We start from the raw sequence: 20880 nt of genomic DNA on the forward strand, positions 1-20880 counted from the left end.
TCGGCCCGGCCAGCGGAGATCGCGCCAATCCCGGCCTGTCAAAAGAGGCGGCATCGGAGCATTCAGGACGTCATATCGGTGTTGCGATAACCTTGAGCGAGATGCTGCATGCGAAGGACGAGTAGGCACGGGGAGTAAGAGCCAAGCTGCATGGTATCGTTGAGCTTCGACAATGTTGCGCGCTCTCATGACGCGTCAGCTTTTGATTTCGCGCCAACCCATAACGGCAGTGATTTCGAGTCGATGGTCGAGGCGTTTTCAGGGGCCTATGGCGTCTTTGGCGCCAGGCCATTGGGCAAGGACCGGGCCTTTACCTGGGCGGCGGATCTGAGAAGAAGCGGATCTCTCACAGCGGTCCATTCGGCATATGAAAGTCCCTGGGAAGTCCGGACGCTCGATGAAACTCCGCAACATCTCGGGCTTTATATACCCCGCGCTGGTTCGCTTCGACTGACCATTGGACGAAGGGTCGCGGAAGGCGGCGCCGGGCACATTCTCATGGCGAACAATCATGAGGCTCGCGATCGCTCGCTTCAGGGCGAGCCGAATAGCCTGGATGCTCTGTTGCTGGACTGGAAAGTCGTAAAGAGAATGCTCGCTTCTCTTCTGGAAACGCCGGTCCTCGAATCGTTGGACCTGGAACCCGTTCTCGATCTCGCAACGCCATCCGGCCAACTGATCGGCAACCTGGCACAAACAATCATCCAGGGCATGCGCAATGACGGACCGCTCTTATCCTCCCCACTTGCCGTGTCGACGATAAGCGAAACGCTTGCCGACCTTGTCATCAGATTTGGCCAGCATCGTCTTTCCTGCCATTTGAGCAAAGAGAAGGTGTCGATGGTTGCGCCGTGGCATGTGCGCCGTGCCATAGACTATATGCACGCCAACATCACCGAGCCCTTCACCATATCGACGGTGGCAGACGATGTCGGGGTTTCGCTTCGTGCCTTGCAGATGGGGTTCAAGGCGTTCAGAAAAACGTCGCCGGGTGCCTATCTACGCACAATCAGGCTGAAAGCTGCGCGCGATCAATTGCGAGATCCGTTGAACCGGCAATCCGTCCGCGAAGTTTGCGCGACGTGGGGTTTCTTTCATCCGGGCAGGTTCTCCATCATCTATCGCAGCACTTTCGGAGAGAGCCCAAGCGACACGCGCGCCAAAGCGGTGGGGCTGCGTTAACGGCGATGTCGCCCGGGGAACTTTCGGTGAAAGGGCTATGCGTCCAAGAAGACTCTTGTGATTGGTGTGGCCGCATTGAGAGCCCTGACCGCATCGGCATCCTTCCGGCTCGGCTCCGGGTGACCAAAGAAATAGCCTTGGACCTCGCTGCATCCTTCGGTCAGAACGCATTGGAGATGCGCTTCCGTCTCCACACCCTCGGCGACGGTCGTGACACCCAGCCGTTTGCCCAGATCGGCGATCGCCCGGACGAGGGCGGCCGATTCCGGTCGCCTCACGGCATCCCTCACGAATGAACCATCGATCTTGATCTTGTCGAAGGGAAAGGCTCGCAGATGGGTCAGGGACGAGTAGCCGGTTCCGAAATCGTCCAGGGCCACGCGAACCCCCATGTCATGAATACGCCGCAGATCTCCGATGCCCCCGTGCTCATCGTCGAAGATCGCGGTTTCGGTCACTTCGATTTCGAGCCGTTCCGGCGACAGCCCGGAAGACGCCAGGGCCGACGATACCGTGGAGGCGATCGTGCCCTTGCCGAGCTGAGAGGCCGACACGTTGACGGCCACGCGCGCGCCGTCCTCCCATTGGACGGCATCCCGACATGCGGTATTCAGGACGAACTCGCCAAGCTGTTCGATCAGTCCGTTCTGCTCTGCGACGGGAATGAATTCCGCGGGTGAGACCCAGCCCCTTTGCGGGTGATGCCAACGGATCAATGCTTCGCGTGCCGTAACCTTGTTGCTGTTGATGTCGACGATCGGCTGATAGAAGACGAACAATCCCCGGCTGTCCCGCAAGGATACCCGCAGCGTCGTTTGAAGCTGAATACTCTCCTGAATGCGATTTTCCATCTCTTCGGAAAACACCTTGTATGCGCTCTTGCCGGCGGCCTTTGCCGCGTAGAGGGCGATGTCGGCTCGCGCCAGCAAAGCTTCCCCGGTCTCGCCATGCATTGGCGCGTACACGATGCCGATCGATGCGCCGATTTGAACCTGGCTCACCTGGTCGAGATCGAACGGCATGGAGAGCGCATCGATGATCCGGCCGGCCAGCCGCGCCACCGTCACGGGTTCGGCATAGGGAACAAGCACGGCAAATTCGTCACCGCCGAGCCGGCCAATCGTCACGGCCGGCGCAGAGCAAATGGCGCGCAGCCGATCGGCGACCGCCTTCAGCAGGGCGTCGCCGACACGGTGGCCTTTGGTATCGTTGACCAGCTTGAAGCCGTCGAGGTCTATGAACAACAGCGATGAGCCATGGTCCGCCTTGCCGAGGCTCGCGTCAAATTGCGTATTGAATGTGGTGCGGTTTGCCAGTCCCGTCAGCGTGTCGTAATGCGCGAGCTGGCCTATGCGCCTTTCCGCCTCCACTTCCTTGGTGACGATCGCCCAGCTGAGCATCGGCCCGAGAAAGCTTCCGTCGTCGGCGGTAATTGCCGAGATCCTGAGATCGAGCACTTCCGGCCCGAGCTTGATGCGGGCATTGTGAGGCAGGTTAGCCGGATCCGCGAGAATGCGGCGTTGGTGCTCCGGATTCCTATGGAAAACATCGATCGAAGTGCCGAGCAGCTCGTCTGCCTTGATCGGCAGCAGATGCTCGATCTTGCGTATGAGGTCCTTAGAGGTCTCGTTGGCGTAGTTGATGATCAGCGTCTCGGGCTCAACCGTCATCACAGCGACGGGCATGTCATCGATCATCCGCAGCAGGCGGCTTTGCGCCGCCTCGCGTCGATGCGCTTCCGTCTGCGAGTTCACCATGCGCGCAAAGTCGCGATAATTGATGTTGAGGATGACGAGCATGCCGATGGACACCAATGCGATGTTGATCGCGGTGGCAATGAAGGTTGGCTGTTCGGTCGCACAGAAGAAGATGATGAAAGCGCCATTGACGATTGCGGTTACGGTGATGGCCGCCGAGCGAAGATGCATCAGGCAGAAGATGCAGGAGATCACCGTAATGGCCATGTAAAAGGCCAGGTGCGAACGCGTATATGCATCACCATAGGGAAAGAGCAGGAACGACCAGGCTGTAAAGGTAAAAGCAATTGCGAAAGCAAGGCGATTGGTCCGTCTCAGGGCATGTAGCGCCACCTCCGGGGTTGGATCCATGTGACGTGACCGCCACCAATGGCGGACGCGGAATATGGATGCCAATGTGAGGACAACAGGAGCTCCAATCGTGAGCCAGGACGGCGCGATCATGATGTGCGTCGCGGCAACCGCCCAGGTGCTCGACATCAGGATGAAATACATCATCGGTATCTGGCGTGAGAAAGCGCGGTATTGCGCTTTCAACAGCTCGGGATTGTCGACCGGTACCGCCATAAATCGTCGAACGCTGTTGAACATCTGCAACATGGAGGCGCTCTTTCCATGCGTTCCGAATCGTCTATGTGCCTTCTCGCCTATGCGTTGCGGGACGGTCATGGATGCAGCAATTTACTGATTGATAAAGCCACACGACCGCAGGCTGCCGCGAAGAACCAGCCGAAGATAAACGTCAGCCATCCGGGATTGAGTTGCACCAGCGAGTTGCCGAATTCTCGGGTTCCGGCGTTCAGGCAGAAAGAGGCGGTAGTCAAACTCATCACGACCCAGGCAATCCAGGACAGATTGAACATGAACCCGATGTTCTTTCGCTGTTTCTCCCGCCGCTGCAAAAGAACAAAGCTGGTAATGGGGATGCTTGTGCCCATCAAGACGAAGGGCGTCCATGAGGGGGAGAGTGCATGTGGAAAGCAAGCCATCAACAAGGCGGCAGCTGCAATAGGCCCAAGAAATACGAGGGCCGCGCTCAACGGCGATGCAGACAGGCTGCTTGTCAAACTATTCGAGTTACCAACTTCCGATAGCAATACTTCAGCATTCCTATCTGCGCTCTTCAAGTGCTTCCCCGATGGTTGTAAATGCTTGTTGTTACGCGCTCATACCTTCCGATAGTTTTAGAATGGTTGCGAAATGTTAATGATCTGTTGGTGTTTCCCGAACCCATAGCGCAGCGTCGTCGCTCGATCGGATTATTGCGTTACTTGGATATCTATTGCGCAAAATGCGGATCTAAGCTGGGACGAGGCTGGCTGAATTTCAGGGCCGACTTTGTTGTTTTCTCGCCGGTTCAGATCAGGGCAAGGCATAGTCATGTACTTGGCTGCGTTGTCCGACCTAGAGCCGGATGATTTCAGGTCGAATCGACCTGAAATCTGAATCCGTCTCTAAATCAAAAAGTTAGAGCGGGATGTCGCCCGAAAACCGCTCACACTTTTCGGCATCCCGCTCTAATCATAAGGGCTCGGTCACGCACCGCAATTCGGCTTTGCGAAGCGCTCGATGCGGAAGTCCTGCAATGGGATATCCGTTCGGCCCGTTGCCATGATTTCGGCCATGACGTCGCCGACGCCGGGTCCGAGTTGAAAGCCGTGGCCGGAAAAGCCGAACGCGTGGAAGAGGCCCGCTGTCGTCGACGACGGCCCCATCACCGGGAGACCATCTTCGACATAGCCCTCGCAACCAGACCAGGTGCGTATCACGGCAACCTCTTTCAACGCCGGCAAAATCGGCAGCAACGAACGAAGCTGGCCTGGCAAGCGAGCCGGGTCCGCCTTGGCGTACCCTGTATCGAGCGAAACATCGGTGCGATCGGCGCCGCCGCCGAAAACGATATTGCCCCTTTCCACCTGCCGCAGATAACCGCCGCCGTGATCATGCCCCCAGACGCCGACGACCGGGAGAATGCGATGGGGGAGAGGTTCGGTAACTCCCATTTGCGGACCTTTGGCAACGATCGGAACCGTTTCTCCGAACAGGCCCGCGACGCGCGCACCCCAGGCACCCGTCGCGTTCAGCAGCATCGAGGCTTCATGCGAGCCCTTCGACGTTTCGACCTGAAATCCATAGTCACTTTTTCTGATGGCCCCGATGCCGACATTCTCGACGATGTCGGCACCCAATTTTCGGGCGGCGTTTGCGAAGGCCGGTGCAATGAGACGCGGGTTGCCGCTTCCATCATTCGGAGAAAAGGAGGCGGCAATCGTGCCCGGGCCAAGGCCGGGAAAGCGCGACCGCACGTCCTTCGCGGTGAGCTCTTCCAGTTCCAGTCCCCACGGTCGGGCGTCCTTGATGAAGGACCGCATCGCCGCAAGTCCTTCCTGGCTGAAGACCAGCCGCAGATGGCCGGTTGCGCGGAATTCCACGTCGCGTCCGAGCATGGCCTCGGCCTGTCGCCACAGGGCAAGCGAGCGGTGAGCAAGCGGCAATTGCGGAATATATCGGCCGCTTCGCCTGACATTGCCGAAGGACGCCACCGTCGCGGCGCTTCCGACGCGATTGCGTTCGATGAGCGTCACGCGAATGCCGCGCCGGACGAGAAAAAAGGCGGAGGCGGCTCCCATGAGCCCGCCGCCCAGCACGATAGCGTCCATCGAGGATCTCCAGAGGCTCAAAACAACCTCCAGCTTGTCCGAGCCGGCTTGCCGCTGTCAAAGTCGGGATTACACAGCGCCCATAAGTCCGGCCTATGGGTTTTGCCGATCGTCAGAGCATAAGTCCGGCTTATGACCTACCGCATTTTCGGTCTTGGACCTCTCCGGCCCGTCCATGCCAGTTTCATGACAGGCAAATGAAAGGAACGGATATGGCGGATGCGGCAAGGCAAGCAGTAGAGGCTTCGCAGCAGGATTGGAAGATCGGTGTCGATATCGGCGGCACCTTCATCGATTTCTGCGCGCTGGAAAGCCGCTCCGGTCGCGTTGCCTCGTTGAAGGTGCTGACGACGCCCGATGATCCGGGTGCGGAATTGATGACCGGGCTTTCCTTGCTTGCCGAGCGCGAGGGATTGGCGCCGGAGGCAATCAGTCGCTTCGTTCATGGCACCACGGTCGGTATCAACACCGTCATCCAGAGGCGCGGCGTGTCGCTTGCCCTCGTGACGAATGCCGGGTTCGAGGATGTCATCGAACTGGCCCGCCTGAGAATGCCTGATGTCTATTCTCTCTTCTGCTCGCGGCCGGAACAGCTCATCGCACGCGACATGATCTTCGGCATCCCCGCGCGGTTGCGGGCCGATGGCAGCGAAGCGCAGGCGCCGGACATGAAGGCGGTTGCCGCGGCGGTCGCAGCCGCAACGGCGAAGGGCGCGGCGGGCATCATCATATCCTTTCTGCATTCCTGGCGCGACAATGCCCAGGAAACTGCCGTCAAGAATGAAATCGAAAAGCTCGCACCCGATCTCTTCGTCTTCACATCCTCGGAAGTGTGGCCGGTCATTCGCGAATACGAGCGGACGACGACGGCAATCCTCAACGGCTACGTCCATCCGAGGGTTTCGGGTTACCTGACGGCTCTCGAGGACAAGCTCGCATCGCAGGGAGTGACGGCGCCGGCCCTGCTGACGAAGTCGAATGGCGGCGTGATGAACGCGGCGGAAGGAAAGCGTTCCTGTGTCCAGATGCTGCTGTCCGGCACGGCCTCGGGCGTGATCGGCGCCGCCTGGCTGGCGCGCCTCGCCGGTGAGAAACATGTCCTCACACTCGACATCGGCGGCACCTCGGCGGACTTCGCGTTGATCATCGACGGCGAGCCGCAATTCGGGACCGGCGAACTGATCGGCGAGTTTCCACTGCACATTCCCTCGGTCTCCGTCAGTTCCATCGGCATCGGCGGAGGCTCCATTGCCAGCATCGACGCCCATGGCGTCCTGCGGGTGGGGCCGGAATCGGCCGGCTCGACGCCTGGTCCTGCCTGTTATGGCCGGGGCGGCGCGCAGGCGACCGTGACCGATGCCATGGCCGTCTGCGGCTGGCTGGGGCATAGCGAGATGGCCTACGGTCAGTTGCAGGTCGACGTCGGGCTGGCACGCACAGCCGTCGCAAAACTTGCCGAGCGTATCGGACGCTCGATTGAAGAGGTGTCCCAGGCCATTCTCGACATTGCGATCTCGGAGATGTTCGTCGAGGTGGAAAAACTGGCATCGCGGGCCGGCGTCGACTTGCGGGAGTTTACCCTCATGCCGTTCGGCGGCGGCGGCCCGATGCTGGGCGCGTTCCTTGCCCGCGAATTCCGCATGGCGAAGGTCATCGGGCCGCCGCGTCCGGGCGTGGTATCGGCTCTCGGCGGTCTGGTCGCGGATCTGCGCGGCGATTTCATCAAAACGGTCTTCACGCATCTGTCGCCGGAGGCCGTACCGTTGCTGCGCGGCTCTTCGGAGGCGCTGTCGGCCGAAGGGCGAAGCTGGCTTATCAACCAGGGCCACGAGGGTCCCGCCGAATTGCGGATTTCCGCCGACATGCGCTATGTCGGCCAGAGCTTTGAAATCGAGGTTCCGCTGCAGGCGGCCTGGGTGGGGGAAGGCAATCTGGCCGCGATGGAAGAGGCGTTCCACGCCATGCACGCCCGCCTCTATGATTTTGCCGACCCGGACGGCGAGATCGAAATCGTCAATCTCCGTCTGTCCGCCATCGGTGCCGGACCGGCGCTGGAAACGACCGTCGACCTCGAAGAGATTGCCGGCATGGCCGAACCGGAGCGCGAAATACCCGTCTATACCGGCAAGGCGTTCGAATGGATCGGACTATACCGGCGGGACCTCTTGCATCCGGGCGGACACTTCAGCGGGCCCGCCGTCGTAGCCCAGGACGATACGACCTTCGCCATTCCGGCTGGCACGCAGGTAACGATCGATCGCCACCTGAACCTTCATCTCACATTTTCGGAGTAGCGGCCCATGTTCGACCGTTCGAACCTTCAAGTGTTTGCCAACCACACCCGGGCCGCCGCCGAAAACATGGCCTATACGCTGCAGCGCACAGCCCATTCGGCCTTCGTCAAGGAGACGGAGGATTTCACCGTCATGCTGATCAATCGCAAGGGGGAAACCTTCGGCGTGCCGATGGGCCTCGGCGCGACATGGTATCCCGGGCTTACCTATACCCGGGCCATCGAAATGATTAGGGATTACAAGCCGGGCGACGTCGCCTTTACCAACGATCCCTATTCATGCTTCGTGGCCACGCACGCACCGGATACGCACCTCTGGAAGCCGGTTTTCTATGACGGCGAGATCATCGCCTGGACAGGCGGGCATATCCACAATACCGACATGGGCGGCGCCGTGCCCGCCTCCCTGTCGCGCGCGTTGACGGAGATCCATCAGGAAGGCATTCGCTTTCCGCCGATGAAATTGGTCAATGAAGGCGTCTTCGACGAAGACATCCTGAAAATCATGACCACGAATGTGCGCAAACCCGACCTCAACATCGGCGATATCAAGGCGCTGGTTGGGGCGCTCAACACCGGCGAGCGCAAGATCCTGGCCATGGTCGAAAAATTCGGCAAGGAGGCATTTCTCGAAGGCGCCGACGTGCTTCTCGATCACGCCGAAGCGCAGGCGCGTGATCTCCTGCGGACGATGCCGGATGGCACGTGGGAATTCGTCGACTATGCCGACGAGGATTCCGTCGAGGCCAATCCGTGCCGGCTGAAGCTGACGCTGACGATCAGGGGCGACGAGGCGATCCTCGATTTTACCGGATCCGATCCGCAGCTCGGCTCGTCGCTCAACGTTCCCTCGGGCGGCGATCCGCGCCACACCATGCTGCTGGTCGGCGTCTATTACATTCTCTATACGCTGAACCCCAAGATCCTGCTCAACACCGGACTGACCCGCCCCTTCACCTGCATTGCACCGCAGGGGAGCGTCCTTAATCCGATATCACCGGCGGCCGTCGGCATGCGTTCGCTCACCTGCGCGCGCCTACGATCCGTGATCTTCGGCGCCTTCTGCCAGGCGGTTCCCGAATTGTTGCCTGCCGCACCGGCCGGCAATAATTGCATCGTCAACGTCATGACCACGGACGAGCGGACGGGCCGCAGCGTGATTGCCGCCGTCAATCCGGTGGTCGGCGGCGGCGGCGGGATGCCGCATCGCGATGGAACCAACGGTTCGGGTGCCGATGCTGCCTATCTGAAGAATACGCCGATCGAAATCACGGAAACCGAAGTGCCGATCGAGTTCGTCAAATACGGGCTTGCCAGGGATAGCGGCGGCGCCGGCCGCTGGCGCGGCGGTCTGGCGACCGAGATGGCGTTCCGCGTTTTCGCGCCCGGGAGCCGCATTACGGCCCGCAACCGCGACCGCAGTTTCTTCCGGCCCTGGGGGCTGCTCGGCGGCAGGGCGGCAGGGCTCTCCGACATGGTATTGAACCCCGGACGTGATGATTATCGCCGGCTCGGCAATATCGATACCGCCGTCCTGCAGCCTGGAGATGTGCTCGAGATCCGCTCGGCCGGGGGCGGCGGCCGCGGAAATCCCTTGGAGCGCGAGGTCTGGCGCGTGCTACAGGATGTGGAGCGCGGCTATGTTTCCCTTGATGCCGCCGAGCGCGATTACGGCGTGGTCATCCGCGACGGCAAGGTGGATGAAGCCGAAACCTCCCGTCTCAGGAGATCGCGCGCGGCTCCAACGGCCCATTTCCATTACGGCGCGGAGCGAGACGGTTACGAGGCGCAGTGGACATCAGCTGCCTACGACCTGCTCACGGATATTCTGGCCTGCCTTCCGATCCACTGGCGGTTCTTTACCAAGACGGAGATTTTCCGCCGGATGAAGGGACGCGCCGGGTATGAGGGCGTTGCCGCGGCTTTTGCCGATGTTCGCGCACGGTTCCCGGAGATGCCCGAGGTTCGTCTTCCGGTCAAAGAGGCGGCCGAATGAGCCAGGATCTGCGTCCGGCCGGAGAAGCGGGGCGCATCGTCCGTCTCGCCGAGCAAGGCCGGGCACCCGTTCGCTTCCTGCTCGACGGCATCGAACGCGAAGGCTTGGCCGGCGACACGGTGCTGACGGCCATGCTGACATTCTCCCCGGTTCTTCGGCAATCCGAATTCGGGCCGGAAGGGCGGGCAGGCTTCTGCCTGATGGGCGCCTGTCAGGACTGCTGGGTCTGGCAACAGGATGGAACCCGCCTGCGCGCCTGTTCGACCCTCGTCGGCAACGGCGTGTCCCTGTTAACCCGGGCGCCGAGAGATTGGCCATGACGACGGCGGATGATCGGAAGGCAATAGTAATCGTCGGTGCCGGTCCGGCGGGCATCCGCGCAGTCGAGCTTCTGGTGGCCGCCGGTATCCGGCCCGTCGTCATCGACGAGGGGATGAAGGCGGGCGGCCAGATATATCGTCGCCCCCCGCAGGGTTTTGCGCGGTCGGCCGAGCAGCTCTATGGATCGGAAGCCGGCAAAGCGCTTGCGCTTCATTCCCTCTTCGATCGCATGGTGGCGCGGGGAGAGGTCGAATACCATCCTCGAAGCTCAGCGATGGCGCTCGCCGCCAATGTGCTGCAGGTGCTGACGCCAACCGGCCGACGGGAGTTCGCCTATGACAGGCTGATACTCGCAACCGGAGCGACCGACCGGCTGGTGCCGGTACCCGGCTGGCAGGCGCCCGGCGTCTACAGTCTCGGGGCTGCCCAGATCGCGCTGAAGGCGCAGGGCGTGGCCTTGGGGCGAAGGATCGTTCTGGCGGGCTCCGGGCCGCTGCTGACCTTGGTTGCGTTCCAGCTTTTGAAGGCTGGAGCGAATGTCGCAGCCGTCCTCGATACCTCTTCGGTTCGAAACCAGGCCCTTGCGCTTCCGGGCATGATGGCAAGGCCGGCTGTGGTTCTGCGTGGCCTGGCAATGCGGATGAAACTTGGCCGCCTATATCGCGCGGGCGTGACGTTGACGGATATCGTCAGCGACGAGAGTGGCCCGGTGGCCGTTCGCTGGCGGGATGCCGGCGGGCGCGACCGTCATACCGAATGCGATATGGTCGGCATTGGCTGGCACCTGAGAGCCGAAACGCAGCTTGCCGGTCTGGCCCAATGCAGCTTCGATTACGATGCGGGCTGGGCCCAATGGTTGCCGCACGCGGATCGGATGGGGAGGTCGACCGGTGGCGTCTATCTTGCCGGCGATGGCCTGCGGCTCCTTGGCGCCGATGGCGCGGAAGTTGCCGGACGGCTTGCCGCGAGCGCCTGCCTCGCCGATATGGGGTTGCCCTATCCTGATCCTGCGCGGGATCTCCGCCGGCTTGCCCGCTACGAACGCTTCGCTCGCGCCATTGCCCGCGCCTTTCCCTGGCCTGCCGGCATGGTCCGATCCGTTCCCGATGAAACGATGGTCTGCCGCTGCGAAGGCATCAGCGCCGGCGATCTGCGTGAGAGCGTCGACTATGCGGGAGGTGAAGCAAACCGGGTGAAGTCAATGGTGCGCGTGGGTATGGGACGATGCCAGGGGCGATTTTGTCAGCTCGCCGGCGCCGAACTGATTGCGGAACGCGCGCAAATCCCGGTCTGCGAGGTCGGTCGTCTGCGCGAGCAGGCGCCTGTTCGTCCGCTGCCGATCGGGTCCTGGATAAACGAGAGCTGACCAGGCGCGCTTTGACCGTATGGGCGCGATTTTACTCCGCGCCATCCTTCAGCACGCCGGCACAGGCCTGGCGCAGATAGCCGCGCATGGTAAGGTGGCTGCCCGTCAAGGGACGGTCCCGGCTGGTCAGCAGGGCGATCGGGACCGTCTTTCGTGGCAGCAGCGGCCGGCGCACGAGGCCGGGAAACTGTTCCCATGGCAGCAGACCATCCACGATCGCGACACCGAAACCATTGCGGACAAAGGGTAGGGCGGTAATGGAGATATCGATCTCGATCGCGGGATTGAACGACTGATTTTCCGCCGCCGCGGCATTGGCAAGCAGCTGACCGGGGAAGGTGTCGGCGCGGTAGGAAATCAGGGTCTCGTTCTGAAGATCGGCGAAGCCGATGCTGTCCCGCGCGGCAAGATGGTGCCCCTCCGGCACGATACAGATGAGTTCGGCATACCCGAGCGTTTCGACATCGATGCCGGGCCGCGCGATGTTGTTCATGACGATGCCGAGCGGCGCATCGCCATTGCGGATCATATCGACGACGTTGACCAGCGGCGCGATCAGCGAGCGCACGACGATATCCGGATAGGTGGTCTTGAAGGCGAGAAGCGCCTTGGGAACGATCGACATGGCAGGCGGCGTCGTTGCGGCGACCCTGATCAAGCCGGTCCGCCCGAAGCGCATGTCGGTCGTTCGGCGCCGGAGCGCTCCGAGCTCGGAGAAAATGCGCTCGGCTTCCGGATAGAGCTCTTCGGCTTCCCTCGTCGGGACCAGCTTGCCGCGCACGCGATTGAAGAGTTTGAACCCCAGCTGGTCTTCGGCATGCAGCAGGATCTGGCTCAGCGCCGGCTGCGTGATGTTGAGCATGGCGGCAGCACCGGTCACCGTCCCGGATCGCATGAGCATGCAGAAGACTTCGAGCTGACGGGCCTGCATCAGGAAATTCCGTATTGTCTGGTTCGGTCGTCGGCGGAGTCTAGCACGGACGAGCCATTTCAGAAGTCCGCCACCTTGCCCCATGCGGATTGCAGGAAGCGGTCGGGATGATAGGATTTCGGATCGACTATCGGCGCGGCACCGGTGACGATATCGGCGATCAGATGGCCGGCTCCCGGTCCGATGCCGAAGCCGTGGCCGCTGAAACCGGCCGCCAGCACGAAGCCTGGTATGGTTGCGATCTCGCCTATGCCGGGCACGCCATCCGGCGTCGAATCGATATAGCCGGCCCAGCTCGCGGTGATGCGGCGGCTTGCAATCGCGGGCAGCAATTCGCGCGCGCGGTCATAGGTCAGCCGGATCGTGCCTTTGTCGACGGCCGGATCGAGGATGCGCATCCGCTCCATCGGCGTCGGCTGGTCCAGTCGCCAGTGCGACAGGTTTTCGTGGCCGCTGCGAAAGCCCTCGAGGCCGCCCACGGACAGAGCGCGCCAGCGGCGAACGAACATCGGCAGAAACTGCGCGCCGAACCGGATGTTCTGAGGTGTCGGATCGACGCGGCCACGTCCGCTGATCGCGAGCGTATGGCCGCCGTCGCCTCTGCGCGTGACCGAAACATAGGCGGTATGAAGGGCATCTGGAAGTTCGCCGTCGCCGGCGCTGACGGAAAGGATCGATGAGCGGATCGACGCCTGTGGGAACCGGACGCCGAACTGGCGGCAGAAGGACGAAGCCCAGGCGCCGCCCGACAGGACGGCGATCCTCGTCCTGATCGTGCCTTCCTCGGTCACGACGGCGGAGAGCTTTCCGCCTTCGGTTTCTATGCCGCGCGCCGCGCAATTCTGCCGCAGGCAGCCGCCCAATTTCATCAGAGCGCGAGCGACTGCTGGGGCGGCATTGGCCGGATCGGCAATGCCATCGGTCGGGGAAAAGACGCCGCCCTTCCAATTGCGGCCGGTCGCCTTGCCGCGTTCGCTGGCTTCAGCGCTGTCGAGCATATGCGTGGTCACACCGACGCCGCGGGCAAAGTCGCGCCAGCGCGCCCATCCGGCAAGCTCTTCCTCGCTATTGCTCAGATAAAAGAGGCCGCAGCGGCGAAAGCCGGTGTCCTCTCCTGTTTCCGCGGCGAATTGGTCCCAGAGCTCGAGGCTTTTCGTCGCCATCGGCAGCTCGCGGGCGTCACGGTTCTGCTGTCTGCACCAGCCCCAGTTGCGGCTGGACTGCTCGGCGCCGACGCGGCCTTTCTCGAGGAGAACGACCGAGAGGCCCCGCTTTGCCAGATAATAGGCCGCAAAAACGCCGACAATCCCGGCGCCGATGACGACGACATCGGCAGAGGCCGGCAATTCCGGAGAGTTTTCGACAAGGGTAAGCGGTGCGGGCATGGATGCAGGTCTCCTATCGAGCCGACAGCATAGCGAAATGACCGGACATGAAGCTGCCGCACAACCGCGCCATGCGGCATAAGATTCTGCTCATGGCGAACCAAGCGGCTTATTGTGCCGGATCGATTCATGCAGAATGAAATAGACAAGACGGACCATGGTGTTATGCTCGATCTTGGAAAATTCGCAGCATAAAATGCTGCCTCATGTGGGAAAGATTTGCCGATGAAGCTCGACCGTATCGACATCAAGATCCTGTACGAACTTCAGAAGAACGGCCGCATCACCAACGTCGAATTGGCGGACCTGGTCAACCTGTCGCCGAGCCCTTGTCTGATGCGGGTCAAGAAACTGCAGCAGGAGGGCTATATCGAGGGATATTCGGCCCAGATCAATATCGGCAAACTGGGCCAGACGCTGACCGTCTTTACGGAAGTCACGCTCAAGAACCACCGGCAGATCGACTTTGCGCGGTTCCTCTCGGCGGTGGAGAAGGTCGATCAGGTCGTCGAATGCCACCTCGTCTCAGGTGGCTACGACTATATGCTGAAGTTCGTGACGGCTGGTATCGGAGAGTATCAAACGATCATGGAGCGCCTGACCGACCTGGATATCGGCATCGACAAGTATTTCAGCTTCGTGGTGCTCAAGTCGCCGATCGTCAAGGCGCATATGCCGCTGACCAGCCTGTTTCCCATGTAGCGCGGCTCAGATATTTCCGGCTAGCCGTGGCCATATTCACGCTTGAGCTCCGGATCCTGGACAAGATTGTCGAGCCAGGTCGGATCAAGCTTCGGAACAGACCCGAACAGCAGTTGGGAATAGGGGTGACGGGGCGTATTTGCGGCTTCGCGCGTGATTTGTTCAACTTTTCTGCCGCCATACATCACGACGATCTCGTCGCAGATCGCCTCGACAACCGACAGATCGTGGCTGATGAAGATGTAGGACAAATGCAGTTCACGCTGCAGTTCCTTGAGCAGGTCGATGATCGCCGCCGCAACGACGGTGTCGAGGGCGGATGTGATTTCATCGCAAATGATCAAGCTTGGTTCGGCGGCAAGCGCGCGGGCGAAATTCACGCGCTGCTTCTGTCCACCTGATAATTCCGACGGATAGCGATAGCGAAGCGCGCGCGGCAATCGCACCATATCGAGCAATTGGTCGACCCTGGCCTCCCGAGCCTTGCGGTCCATCCCGTGATAGAAGGCCAGAGGCCGCTCGAGAATATCGGCGATCGATTTTGCCGGATTGAGCGCCGTATCGGCATATTGAAAGACGATCTGCATCTCCCGCAACTGATCGCGCGAACGCAATTTCGCGGCGCGATTCATCTCGCTGCCGTTGAAGCCGATAGTGCCTGATATTGCGGGCAGTATGCCGGCGATCGCACGCGCCAGCGTCGACTTTCCGCATCCGGATTCGCCGATGATGCCGAGATTTCTGCCCTTCTCCACCTCCAGGCTCACGGATTGAACCGCGCAGACCGCCGGCAGGCCGCTGGGCTGAATATCGCCATAGCCGGCAACCAGGCCGTCGATCCTCAGCACGGGTGCAATCGAGCCGCCCATGCTGCTGCTGCGCAATGCCTGTTTCGGCTCGAAGGCTGCCAAGAGCTCGCGCGTGTAGGGATGGCTTGGCCGTGTGAGGATCGTTTCCGTCGCCGCCAGTTCTTGGATCTCGCCGCCCTTGAGCACGGCGATGCGATCGGCGATCTGAGCGACGACCGCCAGATCGTGTGAAACATAGACGCCGGCAATATCGCCGGCTCGGATGACGGATTTGAACGCTTTCAGCACGTCGATCTGCGTCGTCACATCGAGAGCGGTGGTTGGTTCGTCGAAAATGACCAGCTTGGGCTCGCCGATCAAAGCCATGGCCGCTGCCAGCCGCTGCAACTGGCCGCCGGAGACCTGATGCGGATATCGTTCGCCGATCGTCTCTGGATTCGGCAAGGAAAGAGCTCGGAAGAGCTCGATGGCGCGCCGGCGCGCTTGTTCGGGGGGCATCAGCCGGTGAATGCGGGTGACCTCGATCACCTGCTCCATGATCTTCGTCGCCGGGTTGAAGGCCGCTGCCGCGCTTTGCGGAATATAGGCAACCGTGGTGCCGCGGACCTTCGAGCGCTCGCTTTCGGAAAGGGCGGCCATGTCCCGTCCATCGACCTTGACGGTGCCGCCGGAGATGCGACAGCCCTCGCGCGCATGCCCCATCAGCGTCAGCGCGATCGTCGTCTTGCCCGAGCCGCTTTCGCCGATGAGTGCGACAATTTCGCCCTTGGCGATATTGAAACTGACGCCCTTGATGATCTCGACGATGCGACCAGAGTCGGTCGTCGCCTCGACCTTCAGATTTTTGATTTCAACGAGCTTGGTCATCGTCATGCGCTCCTGTCTCTGATCTTGCGCGGCAGGTTGTCGATCAGCAGGTTGACGCTGATGGTGAGGCTGGCAATGGCAAAGGAGGGCACGAGTACAGCCGGCGCGGCGAAGGGCAGACCGCCGATGTTTTCGCGGACGAGAGCCCCCCAGTCAGCATAGGGCGGCTGCAGGCCGAGGCCGAGAAAGGAGAGGCCGGACAACAGGAGAACGACGAAGACGAAGCGCAAGCCGAAATCCGCCAGAACGGGGCGGATAATGTTGGGCAGAATTTCCGAACCGATGATGTAGCCGACCCGCTCGCCGCGGGTGCGTGCGACCGTGATGAAATCCATCGTGTTGATGTTGACGGCAAGCGCGCGGGCAAAGCGATAGGCGCCGGGCGTGTAGATGACGCCGAGCGTGATGATCAGCACCGGAATGGACGAGCCGACGGCGGCAACGACGACCAGACCGAACAGCTTGCTTGGAATGGAATTCAGGGCATCGAGAAACCGGCTCAGGATCGTGTCGAACCATCCGCCGACAACAGCCGCGATCATGCCGAGGGTCACGCCGCAAAAACAGCATAGCGCGACTGAAGCCAATGAAATGCCGACCGTATAGCGTGCGCCCATCAAAACGCGCGAGAACATGTCACGGCCGAGATAGTCCGAGCCGAGCCACAATTGCCGGCTTATCGGGCCGAAATAGTCCGTATCGACGATGTCGCCGACAGAATAGGGAAGCATGTAGGGCGCGAACAATGCAACGATCGTCCAGCCGAGGATGATGGCAAAAGCCACGATGCCGACGAAGCTGACATTATAGCCGAGAAGGGAAGGGGTGCGGGAAGCCAAGCTGTTCGTGGTCATCGCAGCCTCGGATTTGATAGGATTGCGACGATATCGGCGACGGTGATCAGCAGGAGATAACCAAGGCAGAAGATCATTGCGCAGCTCTGGATGAGCGGGAGATCGCGGGTCGCGACGGCGTCCACCATCAATTTGGCGATGCCCGGATAGTTGAAGATGGTCTCGACGATGATCACGCCGCCGACGAGATAGGAGAGCGAAAGCGCGACCGCGTTGACGATCGGCCCCAGCGCATTGGGCAATGCGTGCCTGAACACCATGCGGCCACGCGAGGCGCCCTTGAGCAGGGCCATTTCCACATAGGGCGTCTTCAGCGTCTCGATCAGAGCCGCCCGCGTCATGCGGATCATCTGGGCCGATATGACGAAGGTCAGCGTAATGACCGGCATGGCGTAGATCTTCAAAAGATCGAAGACCGTGTGCGCCTCGCTGACGGAAGACAGCGCCGGCAGCCAGCGCAGATAGACGGCGAATAACAGCACGGCAAGCGTTGCGACCATGAATTCGGGCACCGAGATGACGCCGATGGAAACGACCGTGACAATCCGATCGTAATAGGAACCGCGAAGCATGGCCGAGGTAATGCCAAGCAGGAGTGCAAGCGGGACCGAGACGAGCGTCGTGATGGCGGCAAGCTCCAGCGTCGCCACTAAGCGGCGGCCGATCAGGTCTGCAACGGGCATGTTGTTTGCGTAGGAGATACCGAGATCACCCTTCATCAGGCCCAAAAGCCATTGCAGGAACCGCAGGATCGCAGGTTCGTCAAGATGCATCGCCTTGCGCAGACCGGCAACGGCTTCGGGCGTCGCCGCCTGGCCGAGCAGGATGGAGGCCGTGTCTCCCGGCAGCATGCTGGTTGCGAAAAAGACGGCGAACGACACGATCAGCAAGGTGATGACCGCAATGAAGAGCCGGTTTAGGACAAGAATGGAGACCTCGGATCTCAAAGGCAATGCTCCTGCGGCGATCTACGAAACGAACGGCGTTCGCGAGCGGAGGTCCCCGGACGGCTTTGCGCCGTCCGGGGAGGTTCAGCGGCAGCTAGAGCATTTCCGCTTTTCCTTAAATCGCGAAAACGCTCGATCTCTTTGTTTTCCAGCAATTCCGGATGGAAAACCGCTGCGCACTTTTCCTGGAATTGCTCTAGGCGTCGAGCCACAGATACTCCGCCATTGCATAGCCCATCATGCCACCGAGCGGATTGGCTTCCAATCCGTGCACCTTGCCCGAAAGCGCATCCACATTCGAGATATAAGCCGGGATGATGGTACCGGCTTCTTCGGCAATCATCGCCTGCATTTCGGCGTAGATCTGCTTGCGCTTGGCCTGATCCAGCAAGCCGCGCGCTTCGATAAGCATCTTGTCGAATTTTTCCGACTTGTACTGACTTTCGTTCCAGGGTGCATTCGAAGCATAGAGAAGCGAAAACAGGATGTCCGGCGTCGGGCGCGGATTGATATTGCCGAAATGGATCGGCGCCTTCAGCCAATAATTGTCCCAATAGCCGTCGGACGGAACGCGCTGGACGTCAAGCTTCATGCCGATGTCGGCGCCGGCCGCCTGGATGATCATCGCCATGTCGATCGACGAAGTTGCCGCGTCAGAAGCGATAACCGGAATGGGTTGCCCGAGCACGCCTGCCTTTTGGAAATGGAACTTGGCCTTGTCCGGATCGAAGGCCTTCGGCTTCAGATCGTTGTTATGATAGAGATTGGCGGGAGAAACGGGCTGATCATTGGCAACTTCGCCAAGGCCGCGCAAGGCCGACTTGACGATCTGCTCGCGATTGACCAGCGACTTCATGCCGTCGATGAAGTCCTTCTTGTTGCCCGGCGTCATGTCGAGGCGCATGTTCAGATTGGTATAATTGCCGCTCGTCGTTTTCGACAGCGTAAAGCCCGACTGCCCGTCGATCAGCTTCATGGCGCGGGGATTGATCGAAGCGGCGTAGTGAATGTCGCCCGAAAGCAATGCATTGACGCGGGCATTGTCGTCGCTGATCGCGAAGAATTCAAACGAGTCGAGATAGGGCTGGCCGGACTTCCAGTAGTTCTTGTTCTTCTCCACGACCGAGCGATTGCCCGGATCGAAGGTTTTGAGAACGAAGGCTCCGGTGCCATTGCCTTTCGAGAAGTCGGTCGTCCCGTCGGCGACGATCATGAAGTGATGCAGGGCGAGAATGGTCGGCAGGTCGGCATTCGGGTCGGCCAGGGTGATTTCGACAGTCGACTTGTCGACGGCCTTGAAGCCGGTCATCTGCGCGGCAATCTTGGCGACTTTCGAGCCGACGCCGGGATCGAGATGGCGCTTCAGCGAGAAGACGACATCGTCGGCCGTCAGCTCCTTCCCGTCATGGAATGTCACGCCCTTGCGCAGCTTGACCGTCCAGGTCTTGGCGTCCTTGCTTTCGATGCTTTCGGCGAGTTCCATCTGCGTCACGCCGGCCTTGTCGATGAAGGTCAGGCGATTATAGAGCGAACAGCAGCGCACATAGTCGGTGGAAAGTGATGCCTTGGCGGGATCGAGAGTGTCGGCGGTCGAGGACGACCAGCCGGCCGCTTTCAGATGGCCACCGGATTTGGGCGTGGCCGCGACCGCATTCGATGCCCTGCCGAGCACTAGGCCGCCCGCCGACATGGCGACACCGCCTGCCAGAAGCATTGTGAGCAGTTCGCGGCGGGTGGCGCCTCGACGAATGGCATTTTCGACCATTGCGTCGTCCGAGGCAGTCCAGTTCATGATCTTGTCGTTCATGTCATTCCCCTTTTTCTGGTTGGCAATCTGCTTTTTATTGGATGCGACGATGGTGACGGTCGGTCAGGCCGCCTCAAGCGCCCTCACGGCTTCGGCGAGTTCGGCCATGGATTTGAAGTGGAAGTCCGGCGTGGTGAATTCCGCCGGTTCGATCGTGCCGCCATATCCGGCCTGTGCGTGACGGCGTTCAATCCAGCAATTGGTCATCCCCAATTGGCGGGATACGCCGATATCGTGGTACTGGCTTTGCGCCACGTGGAGAATGTCGTCCTTGTTGGCATTCTCACCGGCCACGAAGTCGAAAACCTTGCGAAAGAAGGCGGGATCGGGCTTTTCGGTGCCGGTGTCGTCGGCGGTGAAGGCAGCATGGAAGGGATGTCCAAGTTCCGCCGAGAAATGTTCGAAGGCCCAACGGCGGGCGTTCGTCATGGCGATAAGCCGATATTGGCGGGCGAGCTGCGCCAGGGCTTCGACACTGTCGGGAAAAGCTTTCCATTGCCTGGCGGAATCGCGCAGACGCCGACCATGGGCCTCGTCGACCGGTAAACCGAGTTTCGGGGCGATGGCGAGATAGACACGCACGAGATCATCGGGAAACAGATCCGCATTGTCGGCATAGCGCGCGGCTCGATAGAGCGCGAGCGCCTCTTCGCCATCGATCGTCACCTTCGCTTCAGCTGCAATTTCGCTAAGGCAGGCTTTCAGGCCGCCTTCGAAGTCGATGAGCGTTCCGACGACGTCGAAGCTCATATATTTGAATTCTGCCAATGACTTGGTCATGTCTTACCCCAGTCTGCTTGCTGGCGGCACCGGGCGGCCGCCTGGCGGAAGATTATGCTGTTCCCAGGCCCACTTGTTTTCTTAATGTTCCCGAATTTGTCGGGCTGGACCTTCATTAAGGGTAAGTTTGGCACTTCGACCGCACCGTTTGCGCCGAATCGGACTAGTGGTGCGGCACAAAATTCTGAAAAATGCCTGCTCGCGGTATATCGGTCCTGGGCCT

The 20880-nt window shown here is 60.7% G+C and carries 16 protein-coding genes; 6 read left to right on the plus strand and 10 right to left on the minus strand.

The genetic code is table 11. From position 1 onward, the window contains the following. The first annotated feature begins 150 nt into the window (after positions 1–150). Positions 151–1182, plus strand: coding sequence for an AraC family transcriptional regulator (locus ACPYOP_RS08565; protein ID WP_481409961.1), 1032 nt, complete (start codon positions 151–153; stop codon positions 1180–1182). Positions 1183–1217: 35 nt separating this feature from the next. On the opposite strand, the gene ACPYOP_RS08570 is transcribed toward ACPYOP_RS08565, so the two are convergent. From ACPYOP_RS08570 to ACPYOP_RS08580, 3 genes are all read right to left on the minus strand, one after another. Further along, the gene (locus tag ACPYOP_RS08570; RefSeq protein WP_481409962.1) at positions 1218–3539 is read right to left on the minus strand and encodes a putative bifunctional diguanylate cyclase/phosphodiesterase; all 2322 of its coding nucleotides are present in this window, start codon (positions 3537–3539) and stop codon (positions 1218–1220) included. Positions 3540–3604: 65 nt separating this feature from the next. Beyond that, positions 3605–4066, minus strand: coding sequence for a hypothetical protein (locus ACPYOP_RS08575; RefSeq protein ID WP_481409963.1), 462 nt, complete (start codon positions 4064–4066; stop codon positions 3605–3607). Between the two features lie 408 nt (positions 4067–4474). Beyond that, positions 4475–5599, minus strand: a complete 1125-nt coding sequence (locus ACPYOP_RS08580) for an NAD(P)/FAD-dependent oxidoreductase (RefSeq protein WP_481409964.1) — start codon at positions 5597–5599, stop codon at positions 4475–4477. Between the two features lie 212 nt (positions 5600–5811). On the opposite strand from ACPYOP_RS08580, the gene ACPYOP_RS08585 reads away from it, so the two are divergent. Genes ACPYOP_RS08585 through ACPYOP_RS08600 form a run of 4 tightly spaced genes read left to right on the plus strand, consistent with a single transcriptional unit; the run spans position 5812 to position 11575 of the window. Continuing rightward, positions 5812–7893: a hydantoinase/oxoprolinase family protein gene (locus ACPYOP_RS08585; protein WP_481410058.1), complete on the plus strand. Its 2082-nt coding sequence runs from the start codon at positions 5812–5814 to the stop codon at positions 7891–7893. A 6-nt stretch (positions 7894–7899) separates the two neighbouring features. Then, on the plus strand, positions 7900–9888 hold the full coding sequence (locus ACPYOP_RS08590; RefSeq protein ID WP_481409965.1) for a hydantoinase B/oxoprolinase family protein: 1989 nt from the start codon (positions 7900–7902) through the stop codon (positions 9886–9888). Further along, positions 9885–10208 carry a (2Fe-2S)-binding protein gene (locus ACPYOP_RS08595; protein WP_481409966.1) on the plus strand — a complete coding sequence of 108 codons (324 nt, stop codon included), beginning with the start codon at positions 9885–9887 and terminating at the stop codon, positions 10206–10208. Before ACPYOP_RS08590 ends, ACPYOP_RS08595 begins: the two co-directional genes overlap by 4 nt. Next, positions 10205–11575, plus strand: a complete 1371-nt coding sequence (locus tag ACPYOP_RS08600; RefSeq protein ID WP_481409967.1) for an FAD/NAD(P)-dependent oxidoreductase — start codon at positions 10205–10207, stop codon at positions 11573–11575. Before ACPYOP_RS08595 ends, ACPYOP_RS08600 begins: the two co-directional genes overlap by 4 nt. A gap of 31 nt (positions 11576–11606) precedes the next feature. On the opposite strand, the gene ACPYOP_RS08605 is transcribed toward ACPYOP_RS08600, so the two are convergent. Further along, positions 11607–12506: a LysR family transcriptional regulator gene (locus tag ACPYOP_RS08605; protein WP_481409968.1), complete on the minus strand. Its 900-nt coding sequence runs from the start codon at positions 12504–12506 to the stop codon at positions 11607–11609. Between the two features lie 59 nt (positions 12507–12565). Beyond that, on the minus strand, positions 12566–13891 hold the full coding sequence (locus ACPYOP_RS08610) for an NAD(P)/FAD-dependent oxidoreductase (RefSeq protein WP_481409969.1): 1326 nt from the start codon (positions 13889–13891) through the stop codon (positions 12566–12568). A 225-nt stretch (positions 13892–14116) separates the two neighbouring features. On the opposite strand from ACPYOP_RS08610, the gene ACPYOP_RS08615 reads away from it, so the two are divergent. After that, a complete protein-coding gene (locus tag ACPYOP_RS08615; RefSeq protein WP_481409970.1) occupies positions 14117–14593 on the plus strand; it encodes an Lrp/AsnC family transcriptional regulator in 477 nt (158 codons plus the stop codon). A 20-nt stretch (positions 14594–14613) separates the two neighbouring features. Here ACPYOP_RS08615 and ACPYOP_RS08620 read toward each other — a convergent pair whose 3' ends face one another. The 5 genes from ACPYOP_RS08620 to ACPYOP_RS08640 all read right to left on the minus strand — a co-directional run bounded on the left by ACPYOP_RS08620 (position 14614) and on the right by ACPYOP_RS08640 (position 20657). Beyond that, entirely contained in the window at positions 14614–16269 is a 1656-nt protein-coding gene (locus tag ACPYOP_RS08620; RefSeq protein WP_481409971.1) for an ABC transporter ATP-binding protein, read from the minus strand. A 2-nt stretch (positions 16270–16271) separates the two neighbouring features. Then, entirely contained in the window at positions 16272–17123 is an 852-nt protein-coding gene (locus ACPYOP_RS08625) for an ABC transporter permease (RefSeq protein WP_481409972.1), read from the minus strand. Then, positions 17120–18070 (minus strand): ABC transporter permease, encoded by a 951-nt coding sequence (locus ACPYOP_RS08630; RefSeq protein WP_481409973.1) that lies wholly within the window; start codon positions 18068–18070, stop codon positions 17120–17122. The genes ACPYOP_RS08625 and ACPYOP_RS08630 overlap by 4 nt, the downstream gene beginning before the upstream one ends. A gap of 196 nt (positions 18071–18266) precedes the next feature. Continuing rightward, positions 18267–19877 (minus strand): ABC transporter substrate-binding protein, encoded by a 1611-nt coding sequence (locus tag ACPYOP_RS08635; RefSeq protein WP_481409974.1) that lies wholly within the window; start codon positions 19875–19877, stop codon positions 18267–18269. A gap of 63 nt (positions 19878–19940) precedes the next feature. Continuing rightward, entirely contained in the window at positions 19941–20657 is a 717-nt protein-coding gene (locus ACPYOP_RS08640; RefSeq protein WP_481409975.1) for an HAD-IA family hydrolase, read from the minus strand. Positions 20658–20880 lie beyond the last annotated feature (223 nt).

Source organism: Rhizobium sp. KNZ2-6A, assembly GCF_056755475.1.